Genomic DNA, 14308 nt, shown 5'->3' with positions numbered 1-14308 from the left:
GGAAGGCCGTCGGCCCTGCCCGCGGGTTCGGCCTCGCCGGCCGTTCCAGCCTTGTCGGCGGTGTCGCGGAGCCGGGACCCCGATCGGACGGCCGACGTCATCAACGCTTGATCCATACACCCTTCCCGAATGCGGACAGGGGCCCCGGCGCCAAGTTGCGCCGGGGCCCGCGAGGTTCAACACCATCTACCGGCCCTGGGGCCGGCCTGTTGCTTCCGCATTGGCCGCCCTAAGCGGGCGGGGATGCGGGGATCGCTTTCGCGTGACCGTAGACCACCGTCCAATACGTGAAGTCGCGGCACCCGTGCGGCTGAAACCAGCCGGCGACGGGCGATCCCGATGGCGTTCAACGCTCCTTTCGCTATCTCTACTTCATCGACCTCATGCGTCACTACCGCAGCTGCTCGTCCACGGCCGGGACCCTTACTCGTGCGCTGGCCCTGGCACGTCCGACCTTCTACCTGTTCACTGCTTCACTTCTACCGCTGTGGCAGCGCGTCCACGGCTGGAGCCTTTACTCGTGCACCGGCCCTGGCACGTCCGACCTTCTGCCCGTTCACTGCTACTGCTGTGGCAGCGCGTCCACGGCTGGGGCCTTTACTCGTTCGCTGGCCCTGGCACGTCCGACCTTCTGCCGGTCAACCTGATCCGTCTTTACTTCGTCGTCTTTGCTCTCCACGTTCGTCCGGGCAGTTCGTCGTGTTGCCTGCACTGCTCTGCCCTCGTGGATCCGTTCCTTGCGATGACAGGAACTCTAGCTCCACCGGGCGCACATGTCTACTTCAGCCACTACAGATTTTCGATGCGGGGGGATCTAGGGTTGAGCGACATGGTGATGGTGATCAGTGCGAGAGGAGCAGGCATGTCGTATCCGGAGCCGCGGTACTTCGCCGAGCGGGGGGAGGTCAGCGGTGTCTACCGTCCGTCCGGGCAGGAGGCCGAGCTGACCATCGGCGGCCCGGCCGGGACGGTGGTGCGCTACCTGGCGACCGGAGCCTCCACGGGCGGGCTGTACGGGCTGTACCGGTGGGAGATGGGGACGAGGCCGAGTGGTCCGTCGGCGCACTTCCACCGCACGATCTCGGAGTCGTTCTACGTCCTGTCCGGCACCATGCGGTTCTATGACGGCGCGCGGTGGGTGGAGGGGACGTCCGGCGACTTCCTGCACGTGCCGCCGGGCGGGGTGCACGCCTTCCGCAACGAGTCGGGCGAGCCCGCGTCGATGCTGCTGCACTTCGCCCCGGGCGCGCCGCGCGAGGCGTACTTCGAGGAGCTCGCCGAGATCGCCGAGACCGGCCGCACCCTCACCGAGGAGGAGTGGGCCGACGTCTACGCCCGCCACGACCAGTACATGGTCTGACGCCGCCCACGCGACGTCCCGCGATGGCCGCACGCGCCGGGTGGGCCGGGCGGTGAGGATGGGGCTGTGACGGAACTGCGGGTGGCGCACACCTTCGAGCTGGACGTGGCCACCCTTGTGGCGGCGCGGGTGCTTCTCGACGACGCCTTCGACGGCGACATGGACGATGACGACTGGGAGCACGCCCTGGGCGGGGTGCACGCGCTGCTGTGGGAGGGCGCCGAGCTGGTCGGGCACGGCTCGGTGGTGCAGCGGCGGCTGGTGCACGGGGGGCGGTCGCTGCGGGCGGGGTACGTCGAGGGGGTCGGGGTGCGGGCCGACCGGCGGCGGCGCGGGTACGGGGCGGCCATCATGGGGGCGCTGGAGCGGGTGGTGCGCGGTGCGTACGTGGTCGGGGCGCTCAGCGCCTCGGAGGACGGGGCGGGGCTGTACACGGCCCGTGGCTGGCGGGTGTGGCAGGGGCCGACGTCGGTGCTGACGCCGGCGGGCGTCGAGCGCACCGAGGAGGACGACGGCGGCGTCTACGTCCTTCCCGGGGCCGCGCCGCTCGACCTGTCCGGGGAGCTCGTCTGCGACTGGCGCGAGGGCGACGTCTGGTAGCCGGTGGGCGGGGTCAGGCCCGGGTGGGGGCGGGCTGGGCGAGGTGGAACCAGACGCTGGTGTTGCCGGTGGTGCGCTGGAAGCCCCAGCGGGTGGCGATCTTGTCGACCATGGCCAGGCCACGGCCCGAGAGGGCGTCGTCGTCGGCTTCGCGCACGCACGGGAAGGTGGCGGAGCCGCGATCGCCGACGGTGATGCGCACGCCGCCGGGCACCAGGGCCACCGAGACGGCGAACTCGTGGTTCACCGCGTGCCGGACCACGTTGCCGGCCAGCTCGCTGGTGAGCAGGATCGCGTCGTCGTGGCACGGGTGGTCGGCGCCCAGCAGCGCGGTGACGAACGCGCGCGCCGCCCGCACCTGGGAGGGCACGGCGGCGAACGGCTGGGAGAAGGTCGGCGGCTCCAGCGGGTCGCCCGTCGTGGTGAGGAGCCACGCCGGACCGACCGCCTGAGCGTCCGTCCCGGCCCACCTTCCTCGGACGAGCCTTGAGAGCCGTCCCACCACCAAAGCCACCGCGCGGGGGCGCATCACGATCACCGGTGTTTCCTTTCATCTATTTACTAATCGGGACATCTAGTGAAATGCCGGGAATTACCTACCTGGGCGGGGACGGTCTCGTACCGCTACCGGATAACCGCTCTCCGTCACCGTCCTGTGCGCTTATAGTGAGCCCCTGGATTACTTGATGCAAGCTGGTTCGGCGAAATGATTACGTCGGGCATTACTTGCCGTCCGATTAGCGTGCAATATGGGTACGGGAGTGCTCTTGACCTCAGAGGTCCCCTCACTTCGGCAACGCTGGCTCGGTGCCAAGCTCGCCGAGCTTCGCCTGGCCGCAGGCATCACCTCGCTGGCTGTCGCGGCGGAGAGGTGTCGGCGTTCGACGGCCTCGCTCAGCCGTATAGAGAACGGGCTCGTCGGCATTCCGCCGCGCGACATTCCGCCTATTCTCGACGCATACGGCGTGACCGAGACCGTCGTGCGAGAACGGCTGATGGCCGTGGCGTCGGAAGTCCAACTGGAACGACGCGGCTGGTGGGTCGAGCACGGTGACGCCTTGGCGCCTTCTTACGTCGACCGCATTCGCCTGGAATCGACGGCTACCGAGCTGTGGACCTACGAGACCTGTCTGGTGCCCGGGCTGCTCCAGACGGAGGCGTACGCCCGGACGTTCGTCTCGGCTCTGGGCGAGTTGGGCAGCGTAGCGGAGTTGGACGAGTTCATCGCGGTACGGATGAACCGCCGTGCGATTCTCACCGCCGACCGGCCGGTGACCCTGCGGGCCGTCGTCAGCGAGGCGTTCCTGCGCCATCCCATCGGCGGGGAGGCGGTCTTCCGTGATCAGTTGGAGCACCTGCGGGATGTGGCGGGCCTGCCCAACGTCACGTTGCGGATACTCCGATTCTCCGGGCGGCCGAACCCGGGACTCTTCGGGTCCTTCACCGTCATTCGGCTGCCCAGCGTCGACGTCGCGCACGTGGAGACCATGAACACCGACGCCTATATAGAGGACGAGCGCAGCGTCGGCCAGTACCTCGACGCGTTCGATCGTCTCTGTCAGCTTGCTCTGAGCCCGGAAGAAACCATCGAGATTCTGGCGGAAAGTGCCGTTAACCTATAAGCGCCACATTCTGTACAGAAGGGCGTCGTTGGGATGACGCACGAACTGAAGCGCGATGGTGTCTGGCGCAAGAGCGCTCGTAGCGGTGTTCAGAGCAACTGTGTCGAGGTGCGGTTCGACGGGGTGGGCGTCTGGGTGCGGAACTCCAACGATCCCGATCCGGGCGGGCCGGTGATCGGCGTCTCGGCTGAGCGGTGGCTCGGGGTGCTGGATGGGGTGCGTGCCGGAGATCTGGCTCTGGAGAGGCTCGCGGTGCCGGTCCGGGTGGACGGCGGGCTCGTCGTCCGGTTCGACGGCGATCGGGTAGTCGTTGAGGCCGGGGTCGCGGTGCGGTACACCACGGCCGAGTGGGAGGCGTTCCTCGGCGGGGTGCGGGAGGACGGCGAGTTCGGGCTCGGGTGGCTCCTGGGCGAACCCTCGGCGGCCTGACGCGGCCTCGCCCTCGTCTGAGTCGCGTTCGCGTTCGCGGGGAGGGTCCGGGCACGGCGGGCCCGCGTGAGTGGGGGCGGGTCCTAGACTTCGGCAGCATGGCCGTACAGATCTCACCGAGCATCCTCACCGCCGACTTCGCTCGGCTGGCCGACGTCGCCGCCCAGGTCGCGGGCGTCGCCGACTGGCTGCACGTCGACGTCATGGACAACCACTTCGTCCCGAACCTCACCCTCGGCCTGCCGGTCGTCCAGTCGCTGCTCAAGGCGACCAGCCTGCCGCTCGACTGTCACCTGATGATCGAGGACCCCGACCGCTGGGCCCCCGAGTACGCCGAGGCGGGAGCGGGCAGCGTCACGATCCACGCCGAGGCGGCCAAGGCGCCGGTGCGCACGCTGCGGGCCATCCGCGCCGCCGGGGCCCGCGCGGGCTTCGCGCTGAACCCGGGCACGGCCGTGCAGCAGTACGAGGACCTGCTGGGTGAGATCGACATGCTGCTGGTGATGACGGTGGAGCCCGGGTTCGGCGGGCAGTCCTTCCTCGACGTCATGCTGCCCAAGATCAGCAAGGCGCGGGAGCTGATCGGCAAGCACGGCGGCGAGGTGTGGCTCCAGGTGGACGGCGGAGTCTCCGCCAAGACCATCGAACGCTGCGCCGAGGCCGGCGCGGACGTCTTCGTCGCCGGCAACGCCGTCTACGGCTCGGGCGACCCCGCCCGAGCCGTCCAGGACCTGCGCGACCAGGCGGAACGCGCCACCGGCGCCGCCTGACCGGGCATCGGCCGCGCACGAATGCGGGGGGAAGCCCGGAAGGCTCCCCCCGCACCATCGTCGGCCGGCCCGCTGAGCCGGCCGGCTCACCCGCCCCGTACGGTCGCCCGCCGGCCCGGTGCGGGCCGGCGGGCGAGTCGCGGGTCGCCGGTTAGGCGCGCAGGCCGGCGATCAGGGCCTGGGCGTCGCGGACGAGGACGTCGCGGACGGCCGGGTCGGTGACCCGGTGGCGGTCGCGGGCGTCCTTGACGAACTTCTCCAGCCTGTCGATCGCCTTCGCCTTCTGGCCCTTGCCGGCCAGCTTCTCGGCCTCCTTGATATGGGCGGCCAGCGAGCCGCCCTTCACCTTGCCCGCCTTCCGGAAGGTCTCCAGCAGCGCGCGCACGTCGGCGAAGGACGTCTCGACCTGGAACACGACCTCCCGCTCGGTGGTGAGGCCCGCCTTGTCCCTCCCGGTGACGGTGAGCGTGTTCTCGCCGAGCGGCAGCGTCCACAGCGGCACCGCCGTGCCGGAGGTGACCTGCCGGTCGCCGATCGACGCCGTCACGCTCGCCAGGCCGGACGTCGCGTCGGTCGCCGCGAACACCGGGGTGATCGAGGCCGAGTCCCCGTACGGGCCGGCCTGCACGCCGCTCACCGTCACGGCCGGGGCGGTCTTGTCGATCCGCACCGTCACGGTGCCGACCGGGGAGACGTTCCCGCCGTTGTCGGTGGCCCGGTACCGCACCTCGGTCGTGCCCTCGGTGGAGAGCGTGACCGGGTTGTTGGCGTTCGCCCAGGTCGTGCCGCCGTTCAGCGAGTACTGCCGGCTGGACACGGTGCCGTCGTCGGTCGCGGTGACCGTCAGCGTCACGTTGCCGGTGTACCAGCCGTTCTCGCCGCCGGGCTGGGCCGGGTTGAGCGTCGCGGTGACCACCGGCGGCTTCGTGTCGCCCGCGCCGTCGCCCACGAAGGTGAAGGCGTCGACGTCGACCCCGCCCGAGGAGGTGACGTACAGGCGGCCGCTGCCCTCCGGGGCGTCCGGCAGCGGGGTCGTGGCCGTCTGCCAGCCGTCGCCGGCGGGCACGGTGACGGTCGCGAACGGCTCGGCCGTGGCCGAGTCCCACCGCAGCGAGAGCGTGCCCGCGCCGGTCGCCCGCGTCGTCACCGACGTGATGCCGGCCAGGTTCACCGGGTCGTAGGCGATCCAGTCGCCGGCGTCGAACGAGGTGATCTTGCTCAGCGCGGACGCCGTCGCGTCCTCGGTCCTGGTGACGCCGCTGATCGCGTCGGCGTGCTCGGCCTGCATGAGCTTGGGGTTGAGGATGAGCGTCGTGTCGCCGAGCGCGCCGGGGATGCCGTTGGCGCCGTTGTCGCGGTAGCTCACCACGACCACGCCGTAGATGTTCTCGGTCTCGCCGTGCTCGGGGGCGTCCACGGGCGTCGGCCAGGCGCCGGTGCAGCCGGTGCCGGTGGTCAGCGGGTGGGCGTGGGTGTCGTGGCCGAGGCCGAACGACCACTGCACCCGGCTGCACACGGGGCTGTCGCCGTCCTCCTCGTCGGTGACGCGGACGCGGAACGGCACCGCGTCGCCCCAGTCGAGGAACGCGCCGTCGCCCGGCGTGTCCAGGCTGACCTTCGGCGCGGTGTTGCCCACGGTGATCTCGACGGCCGCGAGCCCGAACTTGCCCTGGGCGTCGGTGACCCGCAGCCGGGCGACGTACTGCCCGAGCTCGTCGTAGGTGTGCGAGGCGGTCACGCCGGTGGCGTCGAAGGTGCCGTCGCCGTCGAAGTCCCACTCGTGGCGGAGTTCGCCCGGCTCGGAGTCGGTGGACGCCGCGCCGCTGAACTCGACGGTGAGCGGGGCCGAGCCGCTGGACACCGGGTCGGCGGTGATCTTGGCCTGGGGGGACTTGTTGCCCGGCGTGTAGTCGATGCGGTACAGGCCGGCCTCGGGGTTCTGACGGAAGAACCCGTTGCCGTAGTCGAGCACGTACAGCGACCCGTCGGGGCCGAACTCGATGTCCATCGGGCTGTCGGTGATCGGCATGCCCATCGTGCGCAGCTCGCTGTTGGGCAGGAAGTGCTCGATCGCGGTCACCGGCCCGTCTGCGCCGGTCACGGTGAAGGCGGCCAGGTAGTCCTGGGAGAACTCGGCGAAGAAGAACTTGCCGTCCCAGTACTCGGGGAACTTGGTGGGGGAGGGGTTGGCGGCGTCGTAGTGGTAGACCGGGCCGCCCATGGGGCCCTGGCCGGTCTGCGGGTCGAAGTCGGTCAGGCCCGCCCAGGCGGCCGGCTGCTGGGTGTTGTTGTCGCCGTAGTACAGGTCGGCCGCCACGGCGGGCGGCACCGTGTCCAGGCCGGTGTTCCACCGGGAGGTGTTCGCCGCCCCGGCCGCGCAGTCGAACCACGCGCGCGGCTGGGCCGTGGCGAAGTCCCAGTCGTTGTAGTTGAACTGGTCGCCGGTGCAGTAGGGCCAGCCGGCGTTGATCGGCTTGGTGATCGGGGTGACGTTCCACTCGACGTACCCCATCGGGCCGCGGGCGGCGTCGGGCGCGCCGGCGTCCGGGCCGTAGTCGGCCCACGAGACGGTGCCGGTGGCCCCGTCCACGTCCATGCGGAACGGGTTGCGCACGCCCATCACGAAGATCTCCGGCCGGGTCTGCGCCGTGTCCTGGGGGAACAGGTTCCCCTCGGGGACGGTGTAGGCGCCGTCGGCGCCCACCTTGATCCGAAGGATCTTGCCGCGCAGGTCGTTGGTGTTGCCGGCGCCGCGCCGCGTGTCCATGCCCGGGTTGACGCCCGGGGCGTCGTTGTTGGGCGCGAAGCCGTTGGCGCCGGGCGCGCCGGCCGGGGTGTTGTCGCCGGTCGCCAGGTACAGGTTGCCGTCGTCGTCCCAGTCGAGATCGCCGGCGACGTGGCAGCACTGCCCGCGCTGGACCTCGACCTTGATGATGACCTGCTCGGTGGACAGGTCCAGGGCGTCGCCGGTCCACTTGAACCGGGAGAGCTGGTTGTAACCCTTCCACTGGTCCCAGTAGGAGGCGTCGGCGCCGGCGGGCAGCGTGGTCGGCGCCGAGCCGGTGGGCGTGGTCTGCGGGTACGGCGCCGTCATGGTCTTGGGCGCGTAGTAGACGTAGACCCACTTGTTCTCGGCGAAGCCGGGGTCGATGGCGATCGTCTGCAGGCCGTCCTCGGAGTTGTTGTACACCGGGATGGTGGAGACGACCTTGGTGACGCCGGTGGCGGGGTCGGTCAGCCTGACCTCACCGGTGCGGGCGGTGTGCAGCACGCGCCGGTCGGGCAGCACCGCCAGGTCGATCGGCTCGCCGACCGTCTTGGTCAGCGTGATCTTCTCGTAGTCGGACCACTCGGTGGCCGGGTCGTGCCCCGGGTGGGCGAGGGCGGGCCCCGCCAGGGGCGCCGCGACGACGAGCGCGGTGGCGACCAGAACGCCGCTCAGGAGGGTGCGGATAAACTTCGACAACTGTGCCTCTTCTGCAAGGGGGGGCTCAGGAAGAGGGCGGGCCGCCACGCGTGCCGCTGCAACGAACACGTGGCGGTCCGCCGGATCTCGCTCGGCGGCTCAGCCTCTGAGGGCGGCCATGTTGGCGTAGCTCAGCTCGGCGTACTGAAGCGACTGCGCCGGGGCCGCCGTGCCGCCGGGCGCGTTGTCCTGCTCGTACATCGGGTTGTGGTGGCCCTTGGAGCCCACGCGCCGGAAGAACCTGCCGTAGTCGATGTCGCCGGTGCCGAACGGCACCATGTCGTAGCCGTTGCCGGCCTCGGGGTTCGACTTGCCGTCCTTGGCGTGGAACAGCGGGAAGCGCTTGCTGTTGGGGCGGACCACCGACAGCGGGTCGAAGACGTCGGTCCGCGTCGAGCCGTCGGGGGCCGTGTAGGTGCGGTGCTTGTACTGGGCGACGTAGGCCCAGAAGATGTCCATCTCCAGGTGCACGAGACGCGGGTCGCTGATCTTGAGGAAGTACTCCAGCCTGCGGATGCCCGAGGAGCGGGTGGGCCGCCCCTGCTCGTCCAGCGGCCCGCTGTCCAGCAGGAAGCTGTAGGCCACGTCGTGGTTGTGCGTGTACAGCTTGATCCCGGCCTGGCGGGCGATCGCGCCGAGCGCGTTCCACTTGTCGGCGGCCACGTCCCAGTCGGCCTTGTAGGCGCTGTTGGTGGGGTCGTTGCCGGTGCCCATGTGGTCCATGCCCAGGATGTTGGCGATCTCCAGGTGCTGCTTGAAGCGGTCGAGGTCGGGCTGGGTGAACGGCCACGAGCCCGGGATGAAGCCGTGGTTGCCCTGGGCCCGCAGGCCGTTGTCGTCCAGCCAGCGGCGCAGCAGGCGCGCGCCCTCGACGCTCTCCAGGCTGGCGCCGCCCTCGGCGTTGGCGTGCTGGTTGTACCCGGCGAACTCGACCTGACGGAAGCCGATGCGGCCGAGCGCCTCGAAGACCCGCCGGAACCCCGACGGCAGGTCGGTGGAGGCGGGGTCGCGCGAGACGGCGTCCCGGACGGTGTAGAGGATGATGCCGCGCTTGGGCGGCGGGATGAGGACGCCGTGGGCACCGGTGACCGCCTGGGCCGCCGCGGGCCCCGCGGTCGCGGTGACGGCGGCCGCCGCGGTGACGCCCGTGGTGGCGGCGAGGAACTGGCGCCGGTTCAGGCCCAGCCCGCGGCGCAGCGCACCGGCTCGCTCGATCTCTTCTTCGTGTGCACTCATCGCGTCGTGCTCCCGGCTTCGCGTGGGGGTGAAGGTGCTGCCGATCTCCCGAGTGCCGCGCCCGCGGCCGGCTCCTTTCCTCGCGGCAGCCCGGCTCCCGCGATGCGCGCCACTCCGCGGGCACGCCGGAACAAGCCGTCACGCGGCTCACTCCGGCACACACCCGCGCTGTGCGGAGATCTTTGCCTGGAAGTTACGTGGCTTCTGCCGGTTTTGGAAGAACTTTCACCATTTTGATCAAAAAGAACCGCTATTCAGAGATAAGTGCCCGATGGCCAGATCGTCCTGTCCGGGCGGCGAGGTCATCCGTGTGTGACCGATCGCCGGTGGCCGGCGTCTTCAGGGTGTGACGAATCATCCTTCGACGCGGAGGCGGCCATCGGCACCCGCATTGAGCAGCTCTACCGGGAGCACTGGCCGCTGGTCTGCGGTTACCTCCTGCGCCGCACCCGCGACCCCCACCTGGCCGAGGACCTCGCCCAGGAGACCTTCGTCAAGGCCACCCGGGCCCTGCTCGGCTGGCGGGGGGAGTCGCCCGCCGCGTGGCTGCTCAGCATCGCCCGCAACGTGCTCGCCGACCACTTCCGCCGCAGCCGCGCCGAGCTCCCGCTGCCCGGCCCCGAGGAGCTGGGCGCGCGCGAGCCGGTCGTGGACGCCCTCGCGGTCCGCGACGCGCTCGACCGGTTGCCCGAGCGGCAGCGGCGGCTGCTCGTCCTCGTGTACTTCGACGGCTTCTCCCTCGCGGAGGTGGCCGCGATGAGCGGCCGGTCCGTCGCCTCGATCAAGACCGCCCTGTGGCGCGCCCGCGCCGCCTTCGCCGACGTGTACGGAGACGCATCATGACCGCATCAGGCCCCCCGCCCGACCACGATCCCGGGTCCGCCGCCGAACCAGGCCCGCAGCCGCCGATGCCGGACTTCGACGTGCCCGACTTCGACCCCAGGCGGACCCGCAGGGCCGTGCGCGCCGGGGTGGCCCGCACGGCCCTGGTCACCCTGCTGGCGCTGCTCGCCCTGGTGCTCGTGGCCACGGCCGGGTCGGCGTGGGTCCAGAAGCGGGGCGACCGCGACGACCGCATGCGGAACGTGCTCGGCGCCGCCCTGCAGGTCGCCAACCCCGGCTACCACGTGCAGGCGGGCGAGGTCGAGGCCGCGCCGCTGTCCCTGTCGCTGCGGACCGACGTCAGGCCGCTCCGCGCGGTCGGCGGCTTCTCCGCGGGGCCGGCCTTCGCCGACCGGAGCGACGTGGTCACCCAGGACTTCTTCGGCCGGGTCGGCGCGACCCCGCTGGGGCAGGGCACCGACACGCCGCTGACGTACGCGCTCTACGACGTCGGCACCGGCAACCAGCCCAAGGACGCCATGCGTCAGGTCCTCGCCCGCCTGCCCGCCGACATGAACGCCCTGGCGGTCGTCGAGTTCGCCCGGCCGATGACCGGCGACCAGCTCGCCTCCTTCGCCCGGCGGTACGGAGGATGCCCCGAGACGGTGGTCTACGAGTCGCGGCCGCGTTCGACCCCCATCACCTGGCGGCTGGGGGCGCAGGCGGGCCCCCCGGGACGCCCCGGGGGAGGGAGGTGCGCCGACTCGCCGCCGGAGACGTTGCGCAATCTGCGGGAGTGGGTGGGCATGCTGCGCGAGCACGACGAGCCCAACCTGCGGCGGTTCGGACTCGACCTCGCCCGCCTGCGCGGGGCGGCCGGCGCGGGCCGGGCCTACGCCTACGTCGAACCCGGATCAAGGATCTCCACGCTCCGCGAGCTGATCGAGGACCCCCTCGTCACGACGGTCCGGGTGGCCGACGTCGCGTTCGACCTGTCGCGCCACGAGTGACCCCCGCGCGGGCCGCCTGATCAGCCCAGGCCGCCGGTGGCGCGGATGTTCTGGCCGGTGAGCCAGCGGCCGTCGGGGCCGGCGAGGAAGGCGACGACGTCGGCCACGTCGGCGGGGTCGCCGATGCGGCGCAGCGGGGTGATCGCGGTCACCGTCTCCAGCGCCTCGGGCGGGTTCGTGCCCCGCAGCAGGTCGGTGTCGGTCGCGCCCGGCGAGACGGTGTTGACCGTGATGCCGCGCTCCCCGAGCTCCTGCGCCGCGACGGCGGTGAGCTGCTCGATCGCGCCCTTGCTCGCCGCGTAGGCCGCGATGCCCGGGGCCGGGCGCACGGTGTTCAGGGTAGACAGGTTGATCACCCGGCCGCCGTCGGGCATGTGCCGCGCGGCGTACCGCAGGGTCAGGAAGGTCGCCTTGGCGATGACCGTCATCGCGCGGTCGAAGTCCTCCTCGGTGGTCTCGGCGATGGCCCTGGGGGCGAAGCCCGGCGCGGCGTTGTTGACCAGGATGTCGACGGCGCCGAGCCGTTCCCCGGCGGTCTCCATCAGGCGCTCGGCCGCGCCCGGCTCGGCCAGGTCGCAGCGTACGGCCTGCGCCGCGCCGCCCGCCGCCTTCACGGCCCGCTCCACCTCGCCGGCGGCCTGGGCGTCGGACGCGTAGGTGAAGAGCACCTCCGCGCCGTCGCGCGCCAGCCGCTCCACGATCGCCCTGCCGATGCCGCGCGACCCTCCGGTGACGACGGCCTTCTTTCCCGCGAGCGCTGTCATTCCGGCCTCCCGGCCCTCGGTCGCTGCGATGATCTCCGGTCACCCCGAACCTACGGCGTCGCGACCCGCCGCGCGCGTTCGCGGGACGGCGGCACGGGCCGCGCGCCCGCACTCAGGCGAGCGCGGCGTCAGGGGCGGCGTCCCCTCCCCGGACGGCGGGGGCCTCGGGGAAGTGGCAGGCGGTCAGGTGGCCCTCGGCGTCGCCGTCGAGGCGAGCCAGCGGCGGCTCCTCCAGCGCGCACCTCTCGCGCGCCTTCCAGCAGCGCGTGCGGAACCGGCAGCCCGACGGCGGGTCGACCGGCGAGGGGACGTCCCCGGTGAGCCGGATGCGCTCGCGCGGGGTGCCCTCCTCGTCCAGGTCGACCTCGGGCACGGCCGACAGCAGCGCGTGCGTGTAGGGATGGCGCGCCCCCTCGTAGATCGACACGCGGTCGCCCATCTCGACGATCTTGCCGAGGTACATCACGGCCACCCGCTGGGACAGGTGCCGCACCACGGCCAGGTCGTGCGCGATGAACAGGAACGCGATGCCCAGATCGCTCTGCAGCCGCCGCAGCAGGTTGACCACCTGCGCCTGGATCGACACGTCCAGGGCGGAGACCGGCTCGTCGGCCACGATCAGCCGGGGCCGCAGGGCCAGGGCCCGCGCGACGCCGATGCGCTGGCGTTGGCCGCCGGAGAACTCGTGCGGGAACCGGTTGTAGTGCTCGGGGCTGAGCCCGACCGTCTCCAGCAGCTCCTGGGCGCGCCTTCGCCGCCCGCCCGGAGGATCGATGCCGTTGACCTCCATGGGCCCGGTGATGATCGTGCCGACGGTGTGCCGGGGGTTCAGCGACGAGTAGGGATCCTGGAAGATCATCTGGATCTCGGGGCGGATCGGCCTGAGCGCGCGGCGGCCGGCGTGGGTGATGTCCCTGCCGTCGTAGCGGATGGTGCCGGCGGTCGGCTCGATCAGGCGGGCCGCCAGCCGCCCGGTGGTGGACTTCCCGCAGCCGGACTCCCCGACCAGGCCGAGGGTCCGGCCCGCTTCGACGGCCAGGTCGACGCCGTCCACGGCGTGCACGCGGCCGATCTGACGCCTGAACAGGGTGCCGCCCGTCAGCGGGAAGTGCTTGGTCAGCCCGGACAGCTCCAGGAGCGGGTCGGTCACAGTCGTCCCCTGATCTCGCCGTCGAAGATCTCGCGCTTGCGCGCGAGCGGCAGGTGGCAGGCGTCCCGGTGGCCCTCGGCCGGGGAGAGCTCGGGCCGGTCGGCCGCGCACGCGTCCCCGGGGACCAGGCGGCGGTGGTCACACCGGGGATGGAAGGGGCAGCCGGGCGGCGGGGCGAGCATGCTGGGCGGCGTGCCGCGCACCGGGAGCAGCGGCAGGTCGACGTCGGACCGCAGCCGCGGCATCGAGCCGAGCAGGCCCCAGGTGTAGGGATGGCGCGGCTCCCGCAGCACCTCGCGCACGCTGCCCTCCTCGACCGCCCGCCCGGCGTACATGACCAGGACCCGCCGGGCGCTCCTGGCGACCACGCCGAGGTCGTGCGTGATCAGGATGATCGAGGTGCCCGACTCCCGCTGCAGCTCGGTGAGCAGGTCGAGGATCTGCGCCTGCACCGTGACGTCCAGCGCGGTCGTCGGCTCGTCGGCGATCACGAGGCCGGGGTCGCAGACCAGCGCCATCGCGATCATGACGCGCTGGCGCATGCCGCCGGAGAACTGGTGCGGGTAGTCGTCGACGCGCGCCGCCGCGTGCGGGATGCCCACGCGGGCCAGCATCTCGACGGCCCGGGCGCGGGCCTCGCGCCGGCCGCCGCCCCGGTGCTTGCGGTAGGTCTCGGCGATCTGGCGCCCCACCGTGTGGAACGGCGACAGCGAGGACAGCGGGTCCTGGAAGATCATGGAGACGGCGTCGCCGCGCAGCCCCTCCATCACGCGCTCGTCCGCCCCGACGAGCTGGCGGCCCTCCAGCCAGATCTCCCCGGTGACCGTGGCGTGCGCCGGGTCGTGCAGGCCCAGGACGGCCAGCGTGGAGACCGACTTGCCAGAGCCGGACTCCCCGACGATGCCGAGGGTGGTGCCCTTCTCCAGCTCGAACGACAGCCGGTCGACGGCGTGCACCACGCCGTCCTCGGTGGCGAACTCCACCGACAGGTCGCGGACCGACAGGAACGGCCCGGGGCCGCTCCACGCGGCGGGCTCGCGCTCGCGGGTCGCATCGGTCACGTCGCGCTCCTCGGGACG

At 71.7% G+C, this 14308-nt stretch carries 13 protein-coding genes; 7 read left to right on the top strand and 6 right to left on the bottom strand.

Annotated elements, in window-relative coordinates:
* Positions 1–862: 862 nt before the first annotated feature.
* Both PYR91_RS24815 and PYR91_RS24810 read left to right on the top strand, forming a co-directional pair.
* Complete coding sequence (locus PYR91_RS24815) at positions 863–1360, top strand: cupin domain-containing protein (protein WP_279783322.1); 498 nt, start codon at positions 863–865, stop codon at positions 1358–1360.
* Positions 1361–1426: 66 nt separating this feature from the next.
* Entirely contained in the window at positions 1427–1960 is a 534-nt protein-coding gene (locus tag PYR91_RS24810) for a GNAT family N-acetyltransferase (RefSeq protein WP_279783321.1), read from the top strand.
* 13 nt (positions 1961–1973) lie between these two features.
* On the opposite strand, the gene PYR91_RS24805 is transcribed toward PYR91_RS24810, so the two are convergent.
* Positions 1974–2489 carry an ATP-binding protein gene (locus PYR91_RS24805; protein ID WP_279783417.1) on the bottom strand — a complete coding sequence of 172 codons (516 nt, stop codon included), beginning with the start codon at positions 2487–2489 and terminating at the stop codon, positions 1974–1976.
* Between the two features lie 238 nt (positions 2490–2727).
* On the opposite strand from PYR91_RS24805, the gene PYR91_RS24800 reads away from it, so the two are divergent.
* From PYR91_RS24800 to rpe, 3 genes are all read left to right on the top strand, one after another.
* Positions 2728–3582, top strand: a complete 855-nt coding sequence (locus PYR91_RS24800) for a helix-turn-helix transcriptional regulator (protein WP_279783320.1) — start codon at positions 2728–2730, stop codon at positions 3580–3582.
* Positions 3583–3615: 33 nt separating this feature from the next.
* The gene (locus PYR91_RS24795) at positions 3616–4011 is read left to right on the top strand and encodes a DUF397 domain-containing protein (RefSeq protein ID WP_279783318.1); all 396 of its coding nucleotides are present in this window, start codon (positions 3616–3618) and stop codon (positions 4009–4011) included.
* A 98-nt stretch (positions 4012–4109) separates the two neighbouring features.
* Positions 4110–4781 (top strand): ribulose-phosphate 3-epimerase, encoded by a 672-nt coding sequence (gene rpe, locus PYR91_RS24790; protein WP_279783316.1) that lies wholly within the window; start codon positions 4110–4112, stop codon positions 4779–4781.
* Positions 4782–4932: 151 nt separating this feature from the next.
* Here rpe and PYR91_RS24785 read toward each other — a convergent pair whose 3' ends face one another.
* Both PYR91_RS24785 and PYR91_RS24780 read right to left on the bottom strand, forming a co-directional pair.
* The gene (locus PYR91_RS24785) at positions 4933–8247 is read right to left on the bottom strand and encodes a PQQ-dependent sugar dehydrogenase (RefSeq protein WP_279783314.1); all 3315 of its coding nucleotides are present in this window, start codon (positions 8245–8247) and stop codon (positions 4933–4935) included.
* Positions 8248–8346: 99 nt separating this feature from the next.
* Positions 8347–9483 (bottom strand): TIM barrel protein, encoded by a 1137-nt coding sequence (locus PYR91_RS24780; RefSeq protein WP_279783312.1) that lies wholly within the window; start codon positions 9481–9483, stop codon positions 8347–8349.
* A gap of 312 nt (positions 9484–9795) precedes the next feature.
* Between PYR91_RS24780 and PYR91_RS24775 the strand changes: the two genes are divergently transcribed.
* Complete coding sequence (locus tag PYR91_RS24775) at positions 9796–10326, top strand: sigma-70 family RNA polymerase sigma factor (RefSeq protein WP_279783310.1); 531 nt, start codon at positions 9796–9798, stop codon at positions 10324–10326.
* Positions 10323–11315 carry a hypothetical protein gene (locus tag PYR91_RS24770; protein ID WP_279783309.1) on the top strand — a complete coding sequence of 331 codons (993 nt, stop codon included), beginning with the start codon at positions 10323–10325 and terminating at the stop codon, positions 11313–11315. The genes PYR91_RS24775 and PYR91_RS24770 overlap by 4 nt, the downstream gene beginning before the upstream one ends.
* Before the next feature lie 20 nt (positions 11316–11335).
* On the opposite strand, the gene PYR91_RS24765 is transcribed toward PYR91_RS24770, so the two are convergent.
* From PYR91_RS24765 to PYR91_RS24755, 3 genes are all read right to left on the bottom strand, one after another.
* Positions 11336–12079 (bottom strand): SDR family oxidoreductase, encoded by a 744-nt coding sequence (locus PYR91_RS24765; protein WP_279783308.1) that lies wholly within the window; start codon positions 12077–12079, stop codon positions 11336–11338.
* 112 nt (positions 12080–12191) lie between these two features.
* Positions 12192–13229, bottom strand: a complete 1038-nt coding sequence (locus PYR91_RS24760; RefSeq protein ID WP_279783306.1) for an oligopeptide/dipeptide ABC transporter ATP-binding protein — start codon at positions 13227–13229, stop codon at positions 12192–12194.
* On the bottom strand, positions 13226–14290 hold the full coding sequence (locus tag PYR91_RS24755) for an ABC transporter ATP-binding protein (RefSeq protein ID WP_279783304.1): 1065 nt from the start codon (positions 14288–14290) through the stop codon (positions 13226–13228). The genes PYR91_RS24760 and PYR91_RS24755 overlap by 4 nt, the downstream gene beginning before the upstream one ends.
* Positions 14291–14308: the final 18 nt, after the last annotated feature.

Origin of the sequence: Sphaerisporangium sp. TRM90804, from assembly GCF_029846175.1 — a bacterium.
In the GTDB taxonomy this organism is placed as follows: Bacteria; Actinomycetota; Actinomycetes; order Streptosporangiales; family Streptosporangiaceae; genus Sphaerisporangium.
Note: the sequence above shows the minus strand (reverse complement) of the source record. Positions and strands in the feature narration are given on the sequence as shown.

Bases quoted from the DNA above. Each gene is read 5' to 3' on its own strand.
- PYR91_RS24815 (WP_279783322.1), top strand. From the start codon at position 863: ATGTCGTATCCGGAGCCGCGGTACTTCGCCGAGCGGGGGGAGGTCAGC.
- PYR91_RS24780 (WP_279783312.1), bottom strand. From the start codon at position 9,483: ATGAGTGCACACGAAGAAGAGATCGAGCGAGCCGGTGCGCTGCGCCGC.
- rpe (WP_279783316.1), top strand. From the start codon at position 4,110: ATGGCCGTACAGATCTCACCGAGCATCCTCACCGCCGACTTCGCTCGG.
- PYR91_RS24805 (WP_279783417.1), bottom strand. From the start codon at position 2,489: ATGCGCCCCCGCGCGGTGGCTTTGGTGGTGGGACGGCTCTCAAGGCTC.
- PYR91_RS24795 (WP_279783318.1), top strand. From the start codon at position 3,616: ATGACGCACGAACTGAAGCGCGATGGTGTCTGGCGCAAGAGCGCTCGT.
- PYR91_RS24770 (WP_279783309.1), top strand. From the start codon at position 10,323: ATGACCGCATCAGGCCCCCCGCCCGACCACGATCCCGGGTCCGCCGCC.
- PYR91_RS24765 (WP_279783308.1), bottom strand. From the start codon at position 12,079: ATGACAGCGCTCGCGGGAAAGAAGGCCGTCGTCACCGGAGGGTCGCGC.